This window comes from Nostoc sp. (genome assembly GCF_036917535.1).
Taxonomy (GTDB): Bacteria; Cyanobacteriota; Cyanobacteriia; order Cyanobacteriales; family Nostocaceae; genus Nostoc.
In genome coordinates this window covers 22,738-44,847 of record NZ_JBALDA010000094.1, presented here as the reverse complement: position 1 = coordinate 44,847, position 22,110 = coordinate 22,738, and the positions used below count along the sequence as shown (strand labels likewise).

At 39.3% G+C, this 22,110-nt stretch carries 15 protein-coding genes and 2 pseudogenes; 8 read left to right on the top strand and 9 right to left on the bottom strand.

Annotation, left to right across the window (positions count from 1 at the left end):
* Nucleotides 1-118: 118 nt before the first annotated feature.
* Nucleotides 119-634 (bottom strand): annotated as a pseudogene (locus V7K56_RS31465) (FIST signal transduction protein); the annotation flags it as partial.
* Nucleotides 635-676: 42 nt separating this feature from the next.
* Nucleotides 677-1,996, bottom strand: coding sequence for a hybrid sensor histidine kinase/response regulator (locus V7K56_RS31460; RefSeq protein ID WP_334917135.1), 1,320 nt, complete (start codon nt 1,994-1,996; stop codon nt 677-679).
* Between the two features lie 642 nt (nt 1,997-2,638).
* Here V7K56_RS31460 and V7K56_RS31455 point away from each other — a divergent pair.
* Both V7K56_RS31455 and V7K56_RS31450 read left to right on the top strand, forming a co-directional pair.
* The gene (locus V7K56_RS31455; protein WP_334917133.1) at nt 2,639-3,607 is read left to right on the top strand and encodes a terpene synthase family protein; all 969 of its coding nucleotides are present in this window, start codon (nt 2,639-2,641) and stop codon (nt 3,605-3,607) included.
* Between the two features lie 167 nt (nt 3,608-3,774).
* Nucleotides 3,775-5,166: a cytochrome P450 gene (locus V7K56_RS31450; protein ID WP_334917131.1), complete on the top strand. Its 1,392-nt coding sequence runs from the start codon at nt 3,775-3,777 to the stop codon at nt 5,164-5,166.
* An 80-nt stretch (nt 5,167-5,246) separates the two neighbouring features.
* Here the strand turns inward: V7K56_RS31450 and V7K56_RS31445 are convergent, their stop codons facing one another.
* Entirely contained in the window at nt 5,247-10,922 is a 5,676-nt protein-coding gene (locus V7K56_RS31445) for an ATP-binding sensor histidine kinase (RefSeq protein WP_334917129.1), read from the bottom strand.
* A 388-nt stretch (nt 10,923-11,310) separates the two neighbouring features.
* Entirely contained in the window at nt 11,311-11,931 is a 621-nt protein-coding gene (locus V7K56_RS31440; RefSeq protein ID WP_334917127.1) for a response regulator, read from the bottom strand.
* Nucleotides 11,932-12,165: 234 nt separating this feature from the next.
* Between V7K56_RS31440 and lipA the strand changes: the two genes are divergently transcribed.
* Together lipA and V7K56_RS31430 are read left to right on the top strand one after the other, a co-directional pair.
* Nucleotides 12,166-13,080: a lipoyl synthase gene (lipA, locus tag V7K56_RS31435; protein ID WP_334917125.1), complete on the top strand. Its 915-nt coding sequence runs from the start codon at nt 12,166-12,168 to the stop codon at nt 13,078-13,080.
* A 152-nt stretch (nt 13,081-13,232) separates the two neighbouring features.
* A complete protein-coding gene (locus V7K56_RS31430; protein WP_334917123.1) occupies nt 13,233-13,370 on the top strand; it encodes a photosystem I protein PsaX in 138 nt (45 codons plus the stop codon).
* A 21-nt stretch (nt 13,371-13,391) separates the two neighbouring features.
* Here the strand turns inward: V7K56_RS31430 and V7K56_RS31425 are convergent, their stop codons facing one another.
* Nucleotides 13,392-14,258 (bottom strand): branched-chain amino acid ABC transporter permease, encoded by an 867-nt coding sequence (locus V7K56_RS31425; protein WP_334917121.1) that lies wholly within the window; start codon nt 14,256-14,258, stop codon nt 13,392-13,394.
* Nucleotides 14,259-14,466: 208 nt separating this feature from the next.
* On the opposite strand from V7K56_RS31425, the gene hrmK reads away from it, so the two are divergent.
* Together hrmK and larE are read left to right on the top strand one after the other, a co-directional pair.
* Complete coding sequence (gene hrmK, locus V7K56_RS31420) at nt 14,467-16,317, top strand: hybrid histidine kinase/response regulator HrmK (RefSeq protein ID WP_334917119.1); 1,851 nt, start codon at nt 14,467-14,469, stop codon at nt 16,315-16,317.
* 90 nt (nt 16,318-16,407) lie between these two features.
* On the top strand, nt 16,408-17,229 hold the full coding sequence (larE, locus tag V7K56_RS31415) for an ATP-dependent sacrificial sulfur transferase LarE (protein ID WP_334917117.1): 822 nt from the start codon (nt 16,408-16,410) through the stop codon (nt 17,227-17,229).
* A gap of 14 nt (nt 17,230-17,243) precedes the next feature.
* Here the strand turns inward: larE and V7K56_RS31410 are convergent, their stop codons facing one another.
* The 3 genes from V7K56_RS31410 to V7K56_RS31400 form a co-directional block, all read right to left on the bottom strand.
* Entirely contained in the window at nt 17,244-18,308 is a 1,065-nt protein-coding gene (locus tag V7K56_RS31410) for a radical SAM protein (RefSeq protein WP_334917115.1), read from the bottom strand.
* A gap of 388 nt (nt 18,309-18,696) precedes the next feature.
* Entirely contained in the window at nt 18,697-19,101 is a 405-nt protein-coding gene (locus V7K56_RS31405; RefSeq protein WP_334917113.1) for a hypothetical protein, read from the bottom strand.
* Between the two features lie 209 nt (nt 19,102-19,310).
* Nucleotides 19,311-20,366, bottom strand: a complete 1,056-nt coding sequence (locus V7K56_RS31400) for an SGNH/GDSL hydrolase family protein (RefSeq protein ID WP_334917111.1) — start codon at nt 20,364-20,366, stop codon at nt 19,311-19,313.
* Between the two features lie 722 nt (nt 20,367-21,088).
* On the opposite strand from V7K56_RS31400, the gene V7K56_RS31395 reads away from it, so the two are divergent.
* Together V7K56_RS31395 and V7K56_RS31390 are read left to right on the top strand one after the other, a co-directional pair.
* Nucleotides 21,089-21,220: a helix-turn-helix domain-containing protein gene (locus V7K56_RS31395; protein WP_334917175.1), complete on the top strand. Its 132-nt coding sequence runs from the start codon at nt 21,089-21,091 to the stop codon at nt 21,218-21,220.
* A 215-nt stretch (nt 21,221-21,435) separates the two neighbouring features.
* On the top strand, nt 21,436-21,648 hold the full coding sequence (locus V7K56_RS31390; protein WP_190728355.1) for a hypothetical protein: 213 nt from the start codon (nt 21,436-21,438) through the stop codon (nt 21,646-21,648).
* Nucleotides 21,649-21,721: 73 nt separating this feature from the next.
* Here the strand turns inward: V7K56_RS31390 and V7K56_RS31385 are convergent.
* A pseudogene (locus V7K56_RS31385) lies at nt 21,722-22,056 on the bottom strand (DNA methyltransferase); the annotation flags it as partial.
* Between the last annotated feature and the right edge of the window lie 54 nt (nt 22,057-22,110).

Genomic DNA, 22,110 nt, shown 5'->3' with positions numbered 1-22,110 from the left:
TGGGAAAATCTTTTGGGGAAAAATATCGTTAACACTAAACATATTTTATTATTAACTAATGCAGATAATGCAGAAATGTACTATTTGGTAATCAAAATACACTTTTTCTGATTTATATAAATAAACTTTGATATCTTGATTGATCGCCTGCTAAACCACCGAATATCGGCACATATTGACCAAGAGCTAGCTTTAAGCCATTCAATATAGAGACACCACTAGTTGTGAGGCTCTCTGGATGAGTTAAGCATAGCTTTGCAGGTGCGGTACTTTTTGCTTTGGCTTGATCTACAGCTTGTTTAGTTGCAGTAATTGGATCGTCTGAAACTTTGCGTCCAACTCCTGCATGAATTTCAATTTCGTCTGAGCAAAACAACATCAAGGTGATTGAATCTTGCTGAAACTCTAAGACTGAAGAAATTTCTCCATCTGTGGTTCCACCAATCAACTCAATCCCCGGAAAAGCCTGATTTATTTGCTGCAAAATGAGAGAATGATCGAAGTCGATTGCAGCAAAAATAATTCCAGCTTTTGGTTTATCTCCTGCAAGAGAACTGGCACATTGCTGAAGAACTTCTTCAACTGCTGCTAGAGAATCTGGATCGTTACTGTGACCTACTACTGCTTTAAACATACATTTATTTATTATGTTGATGAACGTAACTTACTATAATTATTAAATAGGAAGTTTAATGATAAACTCTGAACCTTGCCCTATTGATGAATTTACCTCTAGAGTTCCTCCATGTTTTTCGACAACAATTTGACGAGCAATTGATAACCCTAATCCTGTACCTTGACCCACAAGCTTAGTGGTGAATAAATAGTCAAAGATTTTTTGTTGAATATTAGCCGACATTCCTACGCCATTATCTTTAATCTTAATCAAGATATAACTTTTATCTTCAGTAAGAGTAGTTTGAATCAAAATTTGATTAGGATTTGCTTCAATTTCCATATAAGTAAGTCCTACATTAGACTCCTCTAAAGCATCAATAGCATTAGCTAATAAATTCATAAATACCTGATTTAGTTGTCCGATAAAGCATTCTAATTCTGGCAAGATATCGTAATCTCTAATTACTTGAATATCGGGTCGAGTTTCGGATGCTTTTAAACGGTGTTTGAGAATCATAATTGTACTATCTATGCCATCATGAATATTGCAATAGACTTTGCGATCGCTATCTGCTCGAGAAAAGGTTCTCAAGCTAGTACTAATGTTGCGAATGCGCTGAACTCCTTCTTTCATTGAGGAAATTAAATTAGGTAGATCGGCAAGTATATACTTCAAATCTATCGCTGCAATTTCCTCTTGAATTTCTGGAACTGGATTAGGATAGTGCTGCTGATAAAGGTCAATAATCTTAATCACGTCTTGGAAATATATTGAAGCGTGTCCAAGATTGCCATGAATGAAACCAACTGGATTATTAATTTCATGAGCAACTCCTGCTACTAATTGACCAAGGGCAGACATTTTTTCTGTCTGTACAAGCTGAAGTTGAGACTCTTGTAAATCTTTTAATGCCCTAGATAATGCTGAAGTCCTTTCTAAAACTCGTTTTTCTAAAGTTTTTGTGAGATTTCGTAATTGAAGATGAGTTTTAATTCTAGCTAATAATTCTTCTTCATGAAAGGGTTTTGTGATGTAATCAACTGCTCCTATGTTTAGACCCTTTACCTTACTATGAGTATCAGAATTTGCTGTCATAAAAATTACGGGGATATCACAAGTAGCTGAATTCTCTTTCAGTCTTTTACAAGTTTCAAATCCATCTATTCCTGGCATCATAACATCTAATAAAATTAAATCAGGAAGTTGAAACTCAACCTGCTTAATTGCTCTTTCTCCATCATTTTCTGTTATAACTTTAAAACCTACATTATTTAATGTATTAAAGACAATTTCTAAATTAGTAGTAGTGTCATCTACCACTAAGATTAAACTATCTTTTGGGGTATAAAGCATTTTCATATCTGGTTTTTCATTCATATATTTAAATTAATTTTATTTATTGTTAGTTATTCCCTATTTGCCCTCGCAGCTAAGTCACCTCTATTTTATTGGCAGACTGACTGCAAATCTCTCGTCTGACAACCCTATAGTTCCCAAAAACTCTGATAACAGCAACATTCTCACACTAAATTGGCTACAGCTTTTTGCTGAAGCGATCGCTACATAAAGCATATTAACCACCAATCTTCGTTTTGAGTGGAGAAAAACATCTTCTTTTATAAAGGATATCGCACTAAAATTAGTTATTAATACCCTTGTATTTTTAGAGAAGTAACATTAATGCAGAAAAATATTGTTGATGCCATAAGTTAATTTTTTTAAATAGTCAACAGTATTTATCATTATTTTTAAATATTATAATTTTTCTTTAAAAACAAAATATAAATAAAGATAATTACGGTTATGTTTTTTAAAAAACTATTGAACAATACTAATTAGCTTTGAAAATATTCGTATAGATTTACACATCACTGGCAGTAACCTAAATATGATTTACACACTGTAGAACATGTGGTATTAAAGTGACTTATTTTCAAAAAAATTTCATAGGCTCTCTATGAGTCTATTGATTTTGTTCTGTTGTAATTAATGTTTTTTACTTCTAACCAATATATTTCTATGAAGGAACTACTTTCCTCTGATTTGCACTGTCCATTTTCATCCCATATCAATAAGCATGTTGATGTTTTGGAAGAGTATGCTTTGGAATGGGTACTACGCTTCAATCTCCTAACAAATAAATCGTCTTATCAGCGTTTCTCCAAGGCAAAATTCTTTTTACTAGCCGCAGGTACTTACCCTTCCTGTCAGCTTGAAGAACTGAAAATTGCAAATGACTTATTGAGCTGGTTATTTATTTGGGATGACCAATGCGATTTGTCAGATTTAGGAAAACAACCTGAACTGCTAAAGGGTTTTCACAATAGATTTTTGGAAATATTAAATGGGGAAGAACTTACAAATCAAGATGCACCCCTTGCTCATGCCTTAAGTAACTTAAGACATCGAATCTTGGAAAGAGGAAACACAAAATGGTTTCATCACTTTGTCCGTAGCTTTAAAGGCTACTTCCAAGGATGTGTCGAGGAAGCAACTAACCGTATACAAGGAGTTGTACCTGATATTGACACTTATATGGCAATACGTATATTAGCCGGAGGGGTGGAGCCTGTTCTCGAATTGATTGAATTTTGCGACCATTTAATAATTCCTGATTTTGTACGAGAACACGACATCGTAAAAGAATTAAAACTGATAGCAAACAAGGTTCTTTGCTGGGGTAACGATGTTTTCTCAGCACCTAGAGAAATGGAAGATGGCGACGTTCATAATTTAGTATTGGTACTGCATTATCAACATAATTTGCCTTTAGTACAAGCAATGCAGCGTGCTGCTGAAATCCATGATCAAGACTTGTTAACTATGATGAATTTAGAAGCATCTATTCCAAGTTTTGGAGAAAAAGAAGATGCTGAACTCGCAAAGTATATATCAGGATTGCATAGCTGGATAAGTGCCAACCTTGCTTGGTGTGCTCAATCTACTCGCTATCAGACTGCTGAAAAGCTAGAAGTAATTAAATGTTAGAATTGCAACTTTCTAATCAAAGTAGGAAAATATTGCGTATTTTTTTACTTATACTTTTTGCTGCTTGTAGTTCTGAAATTTGAGCATTTGAACATAAAAATTGAATAGCCACTTATTACTTTAAAAATAAGTGCGGAAAATTAGCACAATTTCAGAATGAAACTTAAATGCAACTACCTAATCCTCTCAAAACTCCCTCTTTGCTACAAAAATTTCAGTGGATTACTGATCCTGTTAGCTATATGGAAAATGCAGCTCAACAGTATCCCGATATTTTTACTGGGAAGATAATCGGTTTTGGTGACACAGTAGTCTTTGTGAACCATCCCAAAGCAATCCAGGAAATTTTAACTAATGATAGAAAAAAGTTTGCCGCTGTTGGGGAACTCAATGGGATTTTGCAGCCGCTTTTGGGGAATAATTCAGTGGTGATGCTAGAGAGAGATCGTCACAAACGCCAGCGACAATTGGTGACACCCTCTTTTCATGGAGAGCGGATGCAAGCCTATGGTCAGCTAGTCTGTAATGCGTCTGAAAAAATCTTTAGTCAGTTACCACTAAATAAGCCATTTTTAGCACGTAATCTAACACAAGATATATCCCAGCAAGTCATTTTACAAGCTATTTTTGGCTTGTATGAGGGAGAAAAAATTCAAAAACTTAAGCAACTATTGCCGTTGCTGTTAGAGCTTTTCCAGTCACCTTTTACTTCTAGCTTATTCTTTTTCTCATTCTTGCAACAAGATTTAGGAGCTTGGAGTCCTTGGGGGAAGTTCCTACGCAATCGAGAACAAATTGATCAATTTCTCTACACTGAAATTGCCGAGTGTCAGCAACAGCTCGATCCAGAACGCATCGATATTCTCTCTTTGTTGATATCATGTCGGGATGAAGTGGGCCAACCGATGACGGTTCAGGAGTTGCGGGATCAGTTAATAACTTTAATACTTGCCGGTTACGAAACAACAGCATCAGCAATGGCTTGGGGATTGTACTGGATTCACCAAAAGCCTTCAGTCCATGAAAAACTGCTCCAAGAACTGGACACTCTTGGTGATTCTCCAGACCCTATGAGTATTTACCGACTGCCATACCTCACAGCTGTCTGTAATGAAACCTTGCGAATTCACCCTGTTACAATGTTTTCATTTCCCAGAGTAGTGCAAGAACCTGTTGAATTATTGGGATATTCTTTAGAGCCTGGAACTGTGCTGCTTTCCAGTATTTATCTTACTCATCAGCGAGAGGATTTATATCCCCAGCCTAAGGAGTTTCAACCAGAGCGCTTTCTTAAACGTCAATTTTCTCCCTATGAATTCCTGCCTTTTGGCGGTGGTGCCCGTCGTTGTATCGGCGAGGCTTTGGCTCTATTTGAAATGAAGCTAGTATTAGCAACCGTTTTGTCACGCTATCACTTGGCGCTAGTTAATCAGCGTCCAGAGCGGCCTCAGCGTCGAGGTTTTACCCTTGCGCCTTCCAGTGGAGTCAAGATGGTAATTACAGGACGACGTGCGCGTCAAGAGTCTTTAGTTAATACAACAACTGCACCCATATCCTAGTAGCTTGCCTGAGTTGTTTTGATAAGTCTTAGAAATCACCCAGTTTTTATGACAAACTGGGTTTTTAGAATTTTACTAGTCTAAATATCTGACTGTTGCATTGGGATCTCAATCACGAACTCAGTCCCTTTTCCTAATGAAGAATCACAGATTAAGCTACCCTTGTGTTTGTCCACAATAATCTGATAGCTAATCGACAACCCCAACCCAGTGCCACTTCCTACCGACTTGGTAGTGAAAAATGGGTCAAATATTTTCTGCTGCACCGCTTTTGTCATACCAGAACCGTTATCGGCAATCCGAATTATCGCCGTATTATAATCTGTTAGTTCAGTAAAGATATGAATTTTTCCTACTTTATGAGGAGCTGCTGACGCGTCTATGCCCTTTGTTATTTGTTCTTTATCATTTACCAATGCTGGATGATCAATGGCAAATAACTCTTCTAAAGCATCGATTGCATTACTCAAGATATTCATAAATACCTGATTGAGTTGACCAGGGTAACAAATAACTTCCGGTAATTTCCCATATTCTTTAACGACTTCAATTTCAAGTAAATTGCTCTTTTCTTGAAGTCGGTGCTGCAAAATCATTAAGGTGTTGTCTATACCCTCATGAACATCTACAGGCTTCATTTCAGCTTCATCTAAGCGAGAAAAGTTGCGTAAGCCCAAAACAATATTTCGGATACGCGAACTCCCCATTTTCATTGAATCTAGAATCTTGGGCAGGTCTTCTGATAAAAAATCTATGTCAATCTCCTCAGTTTTCTCCTTAACTAAAGGCAAAGGATGGGGATATTCTTGCTGATAAACAACTATCAAATCCAGCAAATCTTGGACATACTCAGTAGCATGATTAATATTGCCATGAATAAAGTTAATGGGGTTATTTATTTCATGAGCAATTCCCGCCACCATTTGTCCCAAAGAAGACATTTTTTCACTTTGAATCAATTGGATTTGGGTACGTTGCAATTCTTGCAGAGTTTGTTGTAAACAGTGATTTTTGTCATTGAGTTCCTGCGTTCTTTTCTGGACTTTTTCCTCTAAAGTATGGTTGTATTCCTCCAAGCTTTCTTTAGCTTGTGCCAAATTTTTGTAGAGTATAGCATTCTCTAGAGATATTGCTGCTTGAGTAGTGAGAAGATTGAGGACTTCTACGCGATCGCGTGTAAATGCTCCTGTCGTTAGATGATTTTCTAGATAAAGAATCCCAATTAATTTACCTTGATTTAGAAGAGGTATAGACAATAAACTCTTAGGTTCTTCACTAATGATATAACTATCACCTGCTAAAAAAGAAACAGCCATTACATCATCAATAACTAAGATTTCTCTGGAGCGTTTAACATAGTTAATTAAAGTAATGGGAACATCATAGCTTGACTCAAGACAAGTTGATGGAAATTCAGTATAGGTATGCTCAAAATTTGAACTTGAACAAACTGCTGTGACAGTTAATGCTAAGTTGTCACCTTCACTCAAAATTAAAACGCATTTAGAGGCTCCTGCATTCTCCATAACAACTTTCATCAAAGTAGAAACTAGTAGCTCAAGCTCGATTTCTCCAGAGAGTGCTTGAGATGCTTTGATGAATGCGGCTAAATCCAGAGAGTCAGAAATACCTGTCTTCGAGCCAATAACGGTTTGTTGATTACTTAGGGTAGATAAAGACGATATAGATGTGTTATTGAAAAAAGTACTTTCCTCGCTGGAATGGATACTCAGTTTTTCTTGCTTAAATATGGGAGCCAGTAATTGGGGATAGCGTTTTACCAAATCGTCAACTTTGGCTAACGCTCCCCAGCGAACGTAGCTATAGTAGGCATCAGTTAGGTAAGTTTGAGCAATCTTATCTTTGTCCCACTCTAGATAAAATTTAGCCGCAAGTTCATTAGCCAGAGCTTCTTCGTTGATATACTCATGTTTTTTCGCGAGGGAGATAGCACGATCATACAATTCCATTGCTTCAATATATTGATCTCCAATTCGATGCCGTTCAGCTTCTACAAGATAATATTTGTGTAAATAATTCATCGGGGCATGATGCGCCCATTTTTGCATCTTATCCTGATTGGCTTGTACTTTATCAAGAATAAACTTTTGCTCAGAAGCAGATGCCTCAAAATACACTGCAAGTCTAGCCAATGAATCGTAAAAATGGAAAAGAGGAAAAACTAACTGTCCTATACCACCATCTAAATACTTTTCTGCTAAAGTAGCATTTTCAACCGCTTGAGAGAACTCATAAAATGAGTAGCATAATTGCAATTTATTGTAATATAAATATAAAAGTCCTATAGCATCCTTCGTTTGAAGATGAAGCGGTTGTGTTATCTCCTCATTATATGCTTTACCGATCAGGTAGCAGGGATTTACAACATTTCCTAGCCAGTTTAAAGTACTCTGCTGATATATCCTATTCCAGTTAAATACCGTTTCTTGCTTGATTTGTCTGATAGCATTGCTGTAAGTTGCCATCTCCCATTCCAACTCTGTCAGTTCTTTACCGATAAAATATGTAGAGTAGCAATAATTATTAAGACAGTAGGCTGCATATTCTAAATCTCCAGTTTCTAGACCGACAGAGTAAGCCTCAAGCAAAGGTTTTAATATTTCTCTACTATGCTCCTTCCAATGCCAGATAGATGTATAGAATACCATCATGATCTTAGTTTTAACTTCTTTAACATTGGATTTAACTAAAAGGCTCAAAGCTAATTTGCCAAATTGATAGCCAGATTCAATATCTCCCACTATCCCGCAGAGAATTACCCCGTAAGCAACATAGGCATAAGCAGACGAGGAAGCATTACCATATTTGAGTGATAAGTTGATTTGTTTAATAACAATCAGCGGAAACAGTTCAGGAGTAACTGAATAGGTCACGGCTGTAACAGCCGATAAAATACGCATAGCTGCTATCTGCTGGGCTTCTGTCATCTGTGGTAGGTTCATTAAGTCATCAATGCGCCTGCCGTTGAGATTTAATGCTAATTCCGCCATTGCTAACTGAATATCAGACTGACTTGGATGTTTAGGAAACTCCACTCCCAAAAGTTTTAAAAAGGTTAGAGCAGTATTTACAGCCTTCAGTGCTTGGTTCTGCGCCCCATAAGCCTGAATTTTGACTTCACAAACTTTTATTTTTTCTAGCAGTGGTTTACGTACCAACACTACCTCTGCTAATTTCTCCATCTGTTCAAAGTTGCCAGCTAGGTATGCTGCCTCTGTCGCAGTCTCATATAAAGCCAGGGCGAGATGATGTTTCGTCTCCCAACTATTTCCTGCCAGCAGTTGGATGCCAGTAGTTAAATACTTCACAGCAGCGGGATAAGCTGTTGATGCTAAAGCTTTACGTCCAGCAATTAGATTCATCTGGGCCAGTTCATCTCGTTTAGCTTGAGGGGAGATGAATTCTACTGCAATATTAAACTGATTGACAAGCTCAAAAATCTTTTCTTCCTGTTCTGAAATAGGAATATTTTTCAATAACAATAGCCCAATTTTTAAGTGAATTGGCTTTTTTTGTTCTTCAGAAATTAAAGAATAAGCGGCTTGGTGCACTCTATCATGGACAAATTTATACTTGGGTAGTTGTAAATTAGAATTGGAAAATTGTGTAGATTCTATTCCATGAACAACGAATTCTTGATTAGCATTATTTTTTGAAAAGATGTTGTAATTCTCAGTTTGTGGTAAAACTAGCCCATCAAGTAATGCTTGCCACAAATCTGATGCTGTATCTACTACAGATTTTTCATTGACGATCGCCAGAGTTTTTAAGTCAAATTGATTCCCAATACAGGCAGCCAGTTTCAAAACTTTTTGGGTATATATTGGCAATTTTTCTATTTGCAGGGCAATAAATTCCACTACATCATCCGTGAAAGCTAAATCTTTAACTTTGGAAATATCATACTGCCAATAACCAGCATCAAAATTTAATACAATTAGCCCATTATCGTGTAAAGATTTAAGAAATTGAACAGAAAAGAAGGGGTTACCTTTAGTTTTAGCAAACACCATCTGGGTGAGAGGAACAGCAACTAATTCAGGACAATGAAGTGTATCAGCAATTAAATGATTTAAATCACTCTGACTTAAATGTGCTAAGGTAATCGTATTAATAATTGCTCCTGTTTTTTGAATCTCCTGTAGTGTCAAATAAAGCGGATGCGCCTTAGAAACTTCATTATCTCGATAGGAACCAACTAATAAAAGGCCTCCTTTTATTTCACGCATCTGTTCTGTCTCTTCTGAAAGAGAAGACAACCTGCTGTCACACATTAATAACTGAATTAATTTCAAGGAAGTCGTATCTGCCCATTGCAAGTCATCGAGAAAAATAACTAAAGGATGTTCTTTCGTTGTAAAGATTTGGATGAATTTTTGAAATAATAAATTGAAACGATTTTGGGCAGCGCTGCCAGAGAGTTCTGTAACCTGAGGTTGTTTACCAATAATCTTTTCGAGTTCAGGGATGACATCAATAATCACCTGAGTTTGTGTACCCAATTCCCGCAGAATTTTGACTTTCCATTGTTGAATTTGGGCATCAGTTTCTGAGAGCAGTTGCCCGATTAAGTCTCGAAAAGCTTGTACTAATCCTGATAAGGGAATGTCACGTTGAAACTGGTCAAATTTTCCTTTGATGAAGTAACTACGCTGCCGCACAATCGGTTTGTGGATTTCATTGACTACAGCAGTTTTGCCAATGCCAGAGAAACCTGCGACTAATATCATTTCTGTTGTTCCGTCTGTCACACGCTTAAAAGCAGCGAGTAGGGTTTCAACTTCACTTTGGCGACCGTAGAGTTTTTCGGGGATTACAAAATGGTCTGAAATGTCTCTCACACCGAGTTCAAAGGATGCAATATTTCCTGTTTCTTGCCACTGGCTTTGGCACGTCTCCAAGTCATGCTTTAACCCCAAAGCACTCTGATAGCGGTCTTCGGCATTTTTTGCCATCAGCTTGCCGATTATGTCAGACAAAATTGGCGGAATATTGGAGTTAATCCGACTAACTCTTAGCGGTTGTTTGGCAATGTGAGAGTAAACTAACTCCGTCGGATCTTTGCTGGTGAAGGGTAACTGTCCAGTAAGGAGTTGAAAAAAGGTAACACCGAGGGAATAAAAATCAGTGCGGTAGTCAATACCTCGGTTCATCCTTCCAGTTTGTTCTGGGGAAATGTAGGCCAGAGTGCCTTCTAATATGTTGGGATTCGTGAGAAATTGAATTTCTTTTGGCAGAAACGTGGCAATACTAAAGTCGATGAGTTTGATTTCATCTGTGGTAGGGTTTATGAGGATGTTGCCAGGCTTGATATCTTTGTGAATGATGCGATCGCAATGCAGTCTTTCCAAGGTAGAAGCAATTTTAATCGCAATGTGGAAAAACTCGTTCAGAGAAAGCCAGTTTTCCTTTTTTCCCTTGTTCTCTATTCGCCAGTTTTGGAGGGAAATACCGCCAAAATCTTCCATGACTAAGACATAGCTGTTATGGTAATTTTCTAAACTATAGGTTTTGACTATACCAGGAAGATCGAGGTTTTTGGTGATGATATATTGATTTCGGAACTGAACTATTTCTGCAAAGGTAGGATATTCATTCCGCATCAATTTGAGAACGACTGATTTTTGGTCTTCTTCTCTAATACCCCGATAAACCAGGGTTTTACTGCCTGAGTAGATTTGTTCAGTAATGCGATAGCCAGGAAACGAATATAATGTATCCAATACTACTAACATTGTGGACTATGCTCATAATTATTGTTTCTATGGCTTATTATTCCCGCGCAAAGACTATCCTCATCATGCAATAGGATTTTTTTGTTTAATTTGTATTATAAAATATGACTTTTAATATATTTTTATTACTAAATATCTGAATCTTGAGCTGTAGCGTTTTCTGATCGAGTTAAGTAGATATCAAAACTTCAACCACAACCCCTCTTTGAACTTACGAAGAGGGAAGATAAAGTACAGCCTTACCGAGCTAAGGTAAAGCTGTACCTCACTAAATAATGATGATTTGTCAACATAAGTGTTTTTGAACTAACTATTTTTATCCGCTTTTAATCGGACACCAGTATAAATGGTGTATTTTTGGCTGCGATAATAATAACGAGCACAAATACTACTTGATTTTTTGTTTAATAAAAGTCACAACCTGAGTTAGCTGTTTCTTCAAACCATCAATTTCTGCTTGCATTTTCACAATTTTTTCATTCAATGCATTAATTTCTGCCTCGGAGACTCCTCCAGTACTGGGGATTGCGACGCTAGGGGCTACTACCGTACCATTGGTGACATTAGAGGTTGTTGATGTACCATTTTTGACAGCAACCGTTGCTCCTACTGAAACTAGTTCTGGGCGTGGCTGTTTCGCCTTAGCCATAGCTAACTTAATCGCGCCAATTAGTTGTTTCTGATCAAAAGGCTTGCCCAAAAATTCAAAATATTCAAATGGTTCTGTGATTTTCTCAGTTACTTCTTCCTTGCGACCAGACATAATCACTAAAGGAATTTTCCTTAGTTCTGGGTGAGCTTGAACTTGCTGAAAAACTTCCCAGCCACTCATTTTAGGTAACAGGAAATCCAGCATAATCAGGCTGAGTTTTTCCTGAAGGATGAAATTTAGTCCTTCCACACCGTCTTTTGCTTCCAGTACCTCAAAATTGCCCGGAGGCAACATTTCTCGTACTTTTACCCTGACAACTGTAGTGTCATCGATAACTAAAATCTTGTTGCTTGCCACGACTGTTTGCTCTAACAGAAACTATAAGTGTAAATAGCGGCTTTGCCGATTGTCCTTGAGAATCCTCCCACTATATACATAATTTCTAGCAATTGGGGGATAGTATATTTCGGTATAAATGACATTGTTAGAAGTGTTTTGCAAAACTTTTGCTCGCACTCTTTTCAATTTGTGTCATGGTGATATTTAATCAACAGACCACTACATCTATATCCGCATCTTGCTTGGATGTCTATGATTTCGTCACAACAAGCCGAACTAAAGTCTGAAATAATGGCAATGCCTAGCTGGTTACGTCGCCCAATTGGTAAAGCCAGTGAAATCTCTACCGTACAACGCATTATTAAGCAGCGCCAAATTCACACGATTTGCGAAGAAGGACGCTGCCCTAACCGGGGAGAGTGCTATGCCCAAAAAACTGCAACTTTTTTGCTAATGGGGCCTACCTGCACACGCTCTTGTGCTTTCTGTCAAGTAGATAAAGGTCATGCACCAATGCCTCTTGATTTAGAGGAACCTGAAAAGGTTGCCCAGGCGGTGCAGCTTTTGGGATTGCGTTATGTGGTGCTGACTTCTGTAGCCCGTGATGACTTGCCCGATCAGGGGGCAGGGCACTTTGTAAAGACGATCGCGACTATCCGCCAATTGAACCCAGAGACTCAAATAGAAGTGCTGACCCCAGATTTTTGGGGTGGTGCTGGTGTTGGGGAAGAAGGTCAACGCCAGCGAATAGCGATGATTGTCAAAGCCAAACCAGCTTGTTTCAATCACAATATCGAGACAGTGCAACGCTTAACTGGCCCAGTGCGCCGGGGAGCCAAGTACAATCGCTCGCTCTTGGTGCTGGCTATGGTTAAAGAAATCGATTCGACAATTCCCACCAAATCAGGTTTGATGCTGGGACACGGAGAAACAGTTGATGAAATCATTGAAGCAATGGCTGATTTAAGGACTGTGGAATGCGATCGCTTGACTATCGGGCAGTATATGCGTCCTTCTCTAGAACATTTGCCAGTCCAAAAATATTGGACTCTAGAGGAATTCGATCAACTCGGCAGATTAGCATGGAAAATGGGATTCAACCATGTTCGTTCTGGGCCTCTGGTTCGCAGTTCCTATCATGCTGGAGAGGAGAGAGTGGGGGAATGAGGGAGATGAGGGGGACAAGGGAGAATATCTCCCCAATGCCCTATGCCCAATGCCCAATTTTCAACTTCACACAAATATTCTTAAAGAATTTGAGTATTTGGTACGCCAGTTTGGTATTTCTTAAAAAGTCATGACATAAGGAGAATCACATTATGACTGCTAAAGCTAAGAATCCGCCAGTTGCCGACAGCGGAGCTAAACCTCCCTACGCCTATCGCACAGGCTGGGCACTGTTCTTATTAGCAATCAATTTACTGGTAGCAGCCTACTATTTCCACATTATTGAATAATTAGAAGTGGAGTGTTGCTGCTCAAATCGTTCCTTTGAATAGACCTTTGGGACGAATGAGCAGCACCAAAATCATGATCAACAGTGCGACACCTTGTTTATACTGTGAACCCAGCCAAGGAGTGCTGATTTCCTGGACGATGCCAATGATAAAAGCTGCTGCGATCGCACCGTAGGGATTGCCAATCCCACCAAGAATTACTGAGGCAAACAATGGTAATATTAAGAACCATCCCATATTCGGGCGCACGGCTGTAATTAATCCATACATACTGCCGCCCAATGATGTAAGAGCACCAGCTATTAGCCAAGTCCAGAAAATTACTCGGTCAACATTGATGCCTGAAACCCTGGCTAAGTCCAGATCGTCCGCAACTGCTCGCATCGCCTTACCAATTTTGGTATTTTGCAACAGGTAATGCAGCGCTAAAATTGCTAGCACCGCCAATCCTAATACCAATAATTGATTTTGCGGTATCTTTAAACCTAAAATATCTAAAGCCGGAGTAACAGGTAAATTATAATTTTGGTTCTTGCCGCCCCAGATAAAGATAATCCCATTGCGAAGAAATAAGGCAAGTCCGATAGAAATAATAATCAGCGTAGTGGAAGTAGCACGGATAGAGCGCATTTTTGACCACAGTAACTTTTCCGATAACAGCATTGCTGCTACTGTTCCCGCCGCCGCTAGGATCATCGACAGCCAAATATTGACTCCAACAGTGTTTATTAGCCAAGTCAGATAGGCTCCTAAAGTTAGAAAGTCACCATGAGCAAAGTTAGATAGCCGTAAAATTCCATAAGTAAGAGTCAGTCCGACTGCGGCTAGAGCAATAATGCTCCCCACTGCAATCCCATTCACGATTAGTTGGGCAAATTGTGCATCCATAAGTCTTAAGTTACGTTTAAAAAATTTTAGGTTAGTGGTTCATACAATAATTTTTTTTTAGACTAGCTGCTAAACTCGATATCATAAGTTATGGTTTATAACAACATAAGTTATCGTTTATAAATAAAAAAGAATTGTCCGCTAATATACATAAAATCCTGTTGGGATTTTTATGCGTAGCTAAACTTGTTCAGCGGTCTAGTTGACCATGCAGCAGTATTCAAGCTTACCAGACCAGAACTCACTGATAGATGCAACGCCAAAACTTTTGATAACAATAGAGCAACTTCGCGCGCAACTGTGGCTGGAGAGCAGCTTAAACCAGTTGCAAAGTCGTCTTAATGATTGCTTGCTTTCTGCTTGTAACACTGTCCCACAGACAGAAGCCGCACAAGCGGAGATTTTCCAAACCGTGGTTAACGAGATTAACAGTGCTGTTCACAGTAGTAGCAATCTGGCACTTACAGAATGTGCCGTAGGCATCGCTATGTGTCAACCACAAGAAACTGTTGCCACAGTTTGTTATATTTCTCGTTCTCTATCCCCAAATTCACCACCTTTATTTCTAGAAGTGCTGAGAGCAGAAAAAAAGCTGCTATTGAGGTTGCAAGAAGTCATAAAACTTGAAGATTTGCAACAGCTTGAGAATCAACAACTACCAAGCGCTTGGCGGTTAGCTGATGATTCTGGCAGCGTTATGGGCTGGCTAATTATCGCCACAGCGTCCCTAAGCTCCGATCATGAGTCGCTCATAGAATCACAAGCTCAACTCAGATCGCAATTGATGGCAAGGTCTGCTAGGTACTGTACTAAAGCCTTATTACAACTTAGACATATCCTATCTTTGCAGCAACAATGTCAACAGTTAAGTAACTCTAATCAAGAATTGGAGCGCACCAATCAACTGAAAAATCAGTTTCTGGCAAACACCAGCCATGAAATTCGCACACTGCTTAGTTGTATTACTATGCCGGTTTCCATGCTTTTAACCCCAGGGTTTGAAGCAACTATAGAAAGCCTGCGAAACTATTTAAATATCATTCAGTCTAGTGCCAAGCACTTGCTAACTCTGATTAATGATATTTTGGATCTTTCTAAAATTGAAGCAAATCAGTTAGAAGTGAATTGGAAAACACTAGATGTGCAATTCGTATGTGACAGTGTTTTCGCACTGGTGAAAGAGAAAGCTGCTAATAAGGGTTTAAAGCTACGTCTAGAAATTGACTCCGATATCACAACCCTAGTAGCTGATGAATTGCGACTCAAGCAGATGCTGTTAAATTTACTCTTGAATGCCCTAAAGTTCACCAAGGAAGGAAGTGTTGGCTTAGAGGTTGTTCTTGAAGGTGTATTTGTGCATTTTACAGTTTGGGATACTGGCACTGGCATTTCTCAAGAAGACCAAGTTCAACTGTTTCAACGCTATTTTCAAATTGCTAAGGCTGATGGTGTTGAAGGTACTGGTTTGGGTTTAGCACTGACTCAAAAACTCGCCCAAATTCACGGTGGTTCTGTGAAAGTGGAATCTGAAGTAGATCGCGGCTCCCGTTTTACCCTCATACTTCCCCTTAAGCAAGAGGCGGGAGCAGAGGGAGCAGGGGAAGCAGGGGGAGCAGAAGAAGCAGGAGAAGCAAAATTTTCCTCATATCCTCTGCCTTTGACTCCTAGTTCCTCTGTAGATATTTTGCTGGTAGAAAATGATTTACCCAATGCTGACTTGATGCAAATTTATCTACGTAAATTGGGATATCAAGTGACTTGGGTTAAGAATGCTGCCGAGATGTGGGAAGCTCTAACACACTTAGATCCAGCGGTAATTTTAATGGATGTTTTTCTGGCAGATGAAAATGGTCTGAACTTGGTGCAACAATTACGAGAACATGGGCAATATCGGGCGATTCCGGTAATTGTTCAAACAGCAATGGCAATGAAAGGCGATCGCGAAACCTGTCTAGCAGCTGGAGTAAATGACTATATTTCTAAACCGATCGATTTACCGCTTTTAGCCAGTCTGGTGGCCAAGTACAGTCAAGCACCAACCTTGGTTGATGGGGAGTGAGGGAGACAAGAAGAAACCATGCCCAATGCCCCATAACTAATGACTACAATATAATGATTGGGTGCTATAGGGTTTTGGCAGGATTGGGAAATGATGCTAACAGAAAAATTTGAGCAATTAAGGGCCTTATTTAGAGAAATGGAGCAGGCGTTGATTGCCTACTCTGGAGGCGTTGATAGCACTTTGGTTGCCAAAATTGCTTATAATGTGTTGGGTGATCGCGCTTTGGCTGTCACGGCTGTTTCTCCTTCGTTGTTGCCAGAAGAATTAGAAGATGCCAAAATTCAAGCTGCAACTATTGGGATTCCTCATAAAATCGTCCAGACTCACGAGATGGAAAATCCCAATTACACCTCTAACCCTGTTAATCGCTGTTATTTTTGCAAAAGTGAGTTGCACGACACTCTCAAACCTTTAGCTTTAGAACTGGGTTATCCTTATGTAGTGGATGGGGTGAATGCTGATGATTTGCATGATTATCGCCCAGGAATTCAGGCAGCTAAGGAAAGAGGGGCGCGATCGCCTTTAGCAGAAATTGGTGTCACCAAAGTTGAAGTTCGGCAACTTTCGCAACAACTCAGTTTACCTTGGTGGGATAAACCTGCTCAACCTTGTCTGAGTTCCCGGTTTCCTTACGGTGAAGAGATTACTGTCGCTAAGTTGCAACGAGTTGGTAGAGGAGAAATTTTCTTAAGAAAGCTAGGTTGGCAGAATTTGCGCGTGCGTTCAGAAGGTGATACAGCACGCATTGAATTACCACCAGAACAAATTAAAGAATTTGTGTTGACTACCGATTTACAAAGATTAGTTTCCGCATTTCAAGATTTTGGATTTATCTACGTAACCTTAGATTTGGAAGGTTATCGCAGTGGGAAGTTAAATCAGGTTTTAATTAAATCAGGTTTAAAATAGGGAAGCCTTGGGTGTTAAACTATAGCATTTTCCTGGACAGTAGACACAGTTGTGCTTTTTTCACCTGCCTTACTTGTCTTGGCTAACTGCATCAGTGTCTCATACCAATCCGTAATCGGCAGATCGGCAGGTGCTGTTAGCTCTTGATAAACCTGTTGGCAGAGTTCTCGAAAAGCAAAGTAGCGCTCTTGACGCCAATGGTTAGTGAGTTCACTCAGAGATGCCTGATTAAGATTTCCTAGAGCATAATTGCGGTCAAAACCATGTTGCATTGGCACAACTGTCCCATCTGCTTCAATAATTAGGGGTGATATGAGGTCAGCAAAGCTGTAGTCTTGCTCATTTAATAGCGATTCGTCTGCAAAAAAGCTATCGGGATTTGAACGCAGCAAATCTTGGTGAGTTAAATCAATCTGAACAAATAGCTTGTCACCAAGCGCTTCTCGCAGACGCGTGGCTTTTAGGTAAGTATAGGATAAGATGCTCGTATTGGGTCTATACCCGACGAGGCTTTGGGTAGCATGTCCGACTTCCGCAAGTGGATGAATCTGCAATAATTTCGCCCCTTGCTCTAAGGCAAAATTTGCAACCCAGTCTAACTCTCGAAAATTTTGTTTTGTAAGTGTAAAAATAAACCCGAATGGGATACCAGATTGGCGAACCCCTTCCAGTCGAGCCGCCATTTTTTCAAAAGCTTGCTCTGAAGAACGCATACGGTTATGGGAGGTTGGCATTCCATCAAGACTAATGGCGAGTACATCAACCGCTCCAGTCAGCTGCTCTAAGTGTCGCTCGTCCAAGAGTATACCGTTGGAAGTAACTGTTGTCCGCATTTGGCATTGATGAGCCTGTTTTAGCAGTTCGGGCAGAGGTTTGTAGACAAGGGGTTCTCCTCCTGAAAAGCTAGCAATGGTATATCCTTGTTCACTTGCATCGGTAATTGCTTGTAAAAGGAGCGGGACACTGAGTTGGTCACGCTCCTCCGGGCCAGAAGAAGAGTAACAATGGAGACAGCGCAGATTGCACCGTCTGGACGGGTGGATTTGTAAGATGCGGTTAAACTTTCCAGTAGGTGCCATAGCTTACTAACTCCAATTACTTTTTGTGATCTAAAATTCTATAAAAGCTTTGCAAAAGTCTCGTTTGCAATGGTTAAGGAAAGGGTTAGAGACTGACAAAAAATAAATTATCCAAAAATATTTGTACATTTGTAGGGGCGCAAGGCTTTGCACCCCGGAGATGGGATGTTTTTTTAACTACAAGTCCCTTAAAGCAATACCTTTGGCAAAAACAGAGGTAGTCTAAGTTTTGCCAAAACACCCCAAGATAAGCGTCTGCTTAACTATTAGGGAAAACCTAGAACCTTTACTCAGATGTACAGCATAGTCAAAATTACTTCCACTAAAACCATACAGGATTTTACCCGCTCAGTTTATTGCCTAATGACAAAAACAAGCGTGTCAAATCTCAGGTTTGTTCTATATCAAATTTTGGGATGGGGGAAGGAATCCCAAGAGGAAAAAAGCCTGGTGGATCTAAAGGTAATCCTGTTGTTTCCGGGATGACAATCCCAAGAGGAAAAGAGCCTGGTGGATCTAAAGGTAATTCTGTTGTTTCCGGGATGACAATCCCAAGAGGAAAAGAGCCTGGTGGATCTAAAGGTAATCCTGGTGTTTCCGGGATGACAATCCCAAGAGGAAAAGAGCCTGGTGGATCTAAAGGTAATCCTGGTGTTTCCGGGATGACAATCCCAAGAGGAAAAGAGCCTGGTGGATCTAAAGGTAATCCTCCTTTCAACTCTTGTAGTTCTTCTAGGGTCAGATCCATCAATTCCTCACCTTGAATGTCTTGCCCTTCCAGAGGGTTTTCCATGATATTCTCCTTTGTTTTACACAAAGTGCAATCGCTGATTTCTGTGAGCGATCTGCACACGTTTAATTTCATTTCCCTCTGAGGAACTTACGCAAATTTACTGTTGAAATTACAAATATTTATATTTACAGGCACTATTTGGCAGCCTGTCTACGTAATTCCATAACTTATGGTAATGCGATCGCTCCAAGTGTCGGCAAAGCGATCGCTCAATTCTTAAGCTGAGTGAGCTTGTATTCTATCTGCTGTAGTGCCGTTCGCCACACATCATATCCTTCTTGAGACAGGTGCAACCCATCTGTGGTCAACTCTGGACGCAAATTGCCTTCCATATCCGTAAACCAGCTATAAATATTCAGATAATTAGCGCCTTCTTGTTTGGCAATCACGGTCAGTTGGATGTTGATGTGACGAATGCGGCTATTGGAAATTTTTGGTAGACGAGTAGGCAAAATTGATTGGACAATGATTTGAGCTTGAGGGTGAGCCTGCCGTAAATGACGGACAATTCGGCGATAATTACGCAAAATTGTTTCATCACTAGCGCCTTTTCGTAAGTCGTTAATCCCAGCCATAATGTAAATTACATCTGGCCGCGTTTGTGAAAATGCTCCCAATCTTTTTAAAACGCCACTAGAAGTATCTCCAGATATGCCTTGGTTCAGCCACAACTTACCAGCAGGCAGTTTTTCTCTGGGAAACCACATACTCAAAGAATCACCAACTAAAATACTTAGATGATTGCCTCCTTGACCTTGAGCGATCGCTCTAGCTTCTAAAGCTAATAAACTTTTCCAGTCGTCATAAGTTAGTTGACGTTTCTTGATCGACTCCCACAATGATTGCAAATTATCACTATCTACGCGTGTATAAATCTGACCTGTTTTCAGAGCTGCCAATCTTTGGTAGTAAAGTTGATTCCCAGATGTCAATAAGAGGCTTGTTGCTTGGGCGCTGGGGTTGAGTGATGACTCTGTTGATACTGGTAATGCCTGACTGCTGAATTCTGGTACGCTAGGGACGTTTTTCTCACCTACTATTGGCTGCGAACTTTTTAGGGGTTGGAACGCTTGACCGCTGAGTTCTGGTAAGGAGAGATTGACGCTATTGATAATTTTTGTACTGGCTATTGTCTGCGAACCCTGTTTTAAATCCCACAGGAATCTAGAACTTTCTGGGAGGACAATTGACAGATGTGGAAGAGCCGATGCTGGTATTGCTAATCCTGTTAACAAGCCTGCTGCCAACAGATAAGGGTCCCTCATCGCTTTCTCTCTCCTCTACTCACTGCTTTTCCATATCACGGCATTAGTTGCCTGTATTCAGGAAAATTTTACTTCGGTTAAGTATTATTCTTATTTACGCTGTATAGTTCTGTAAAGCGTGTTCATAAGATTATATTTGACAATTTACGATCTCTTTAAAGTACGGTTTTCCCGGTGGTATACAAGTCTTATTTGTGCGAATACTTCTACCGAAAGCACTGTTTTCATCAGCCGACCACTTTTTCTACTCAGTTATCACAAATATTACTAGTACCGCAAAGCGGAATTCAAAATTCAAAATTCAAAATTCAAAATGAATACAACGTAAGCGTTTCGTTGATTTGGAATGGGTGGTTTATTTACGCCGTGCTGTACTAGTGTTTGCAAACTTGGCGATTAGTGAGTGATTCTTGAGTATCTCAGGACAGAGGTTTTTGCTTTTGATGTTGCTAACATGTGAAATAAACATCAGATTTTAGGTTTTTAGATTTCAGTCAATTGTCGCGATCGCCTGAGAGTTTGCTAGGCCAAAAGGCTATATCTGACGACAAGCAGTTTCTTTGCGAGAGGCTACGCATAGTTTGCTTTTTTGCAGGAGTACACTTCTACATTTTTCACTTTGTCATGTTAAATTAAGCAGTGCAAATGCACCAGTTATTAAAGATGTGACTAGTTCAGATTAAAGATTCGAGAACCTAAAAGAAGTTTTTGGCCGTTCTGGAATAATTTCCAGCACAGTTATAAGTTATGCGCGTCGTCGCAAAATGACAACAGTTCACTTTCCTGCTATATACAAATTAGCTCGTGCCTTTAATATGACGATTGAGGACTTGGTAGAAATTTTGGAGAAATAGGCAAAATTATAACTGTTGAGAATATTGATATCATACGATGATGTGTACTCAATGAGCAAGTATGACGTTTGCCATACTGAGAATTTGAGAACTCACTATACGTAATTTAAATTTTATGTTTACTAATTGAAGTATGAGTTGAAACACATTTAAATTAAGTTTTAACTCTAGAGAATAACCTCATTGAAAGTGCTAAGATTTAGGCTGAATCATTAGTGTTTTCCTTTTCTTCTGTGGCAAGAGCTAGTACAGCGATTGGTGTCAGTCCCATTATTAAGGAGATTGTGCAAAAACAGGCACATTCCACACGTTTAACCCTAAAAGAAGTTATTCTCATGGGGATGTTAGCTATTGATAAACTAGATGATCAAGGTCGTCAAGAACTAGCCGATCAAGTTCATCAAATGCAGGTAAATGGAGAAATTTAATTGAGTAGTTATGAGTTAAGAGTTATGAGTTATAAATTGTAACTTTTCACTCCTGACTCTTTACTTAATTTAGTTATTGGCTAAATCGATAACGATTTCCAATTACATAACTTTCATTAATTTCAAAAGATATCCATCGGCGTTGCAGAGTTTCAGCAACAAAGCTGATTGTATTAGAACCTGCAAATGGATCTAATACCATATCACCTTCATCATTAAGAATTTGATGAAAAACTCAGCGAACCCTTGAGGAAAACGTGCTGAATGGGGTCTAATTTTTGCTGCTTTGCAGCGTTGTAAACAAGCGCTATTAGATTCAGTATTAGCAGTTTCTAGTAAATTTGGCGGAATTGCACTTTGGTTATCCTTTTGAAATTTATCAGAAATATCATGTCCATTAGGACGTATTATAGAGGTGAGATAATGAATTTAATAAGTTTAATGCTATCATCTAAATATGCT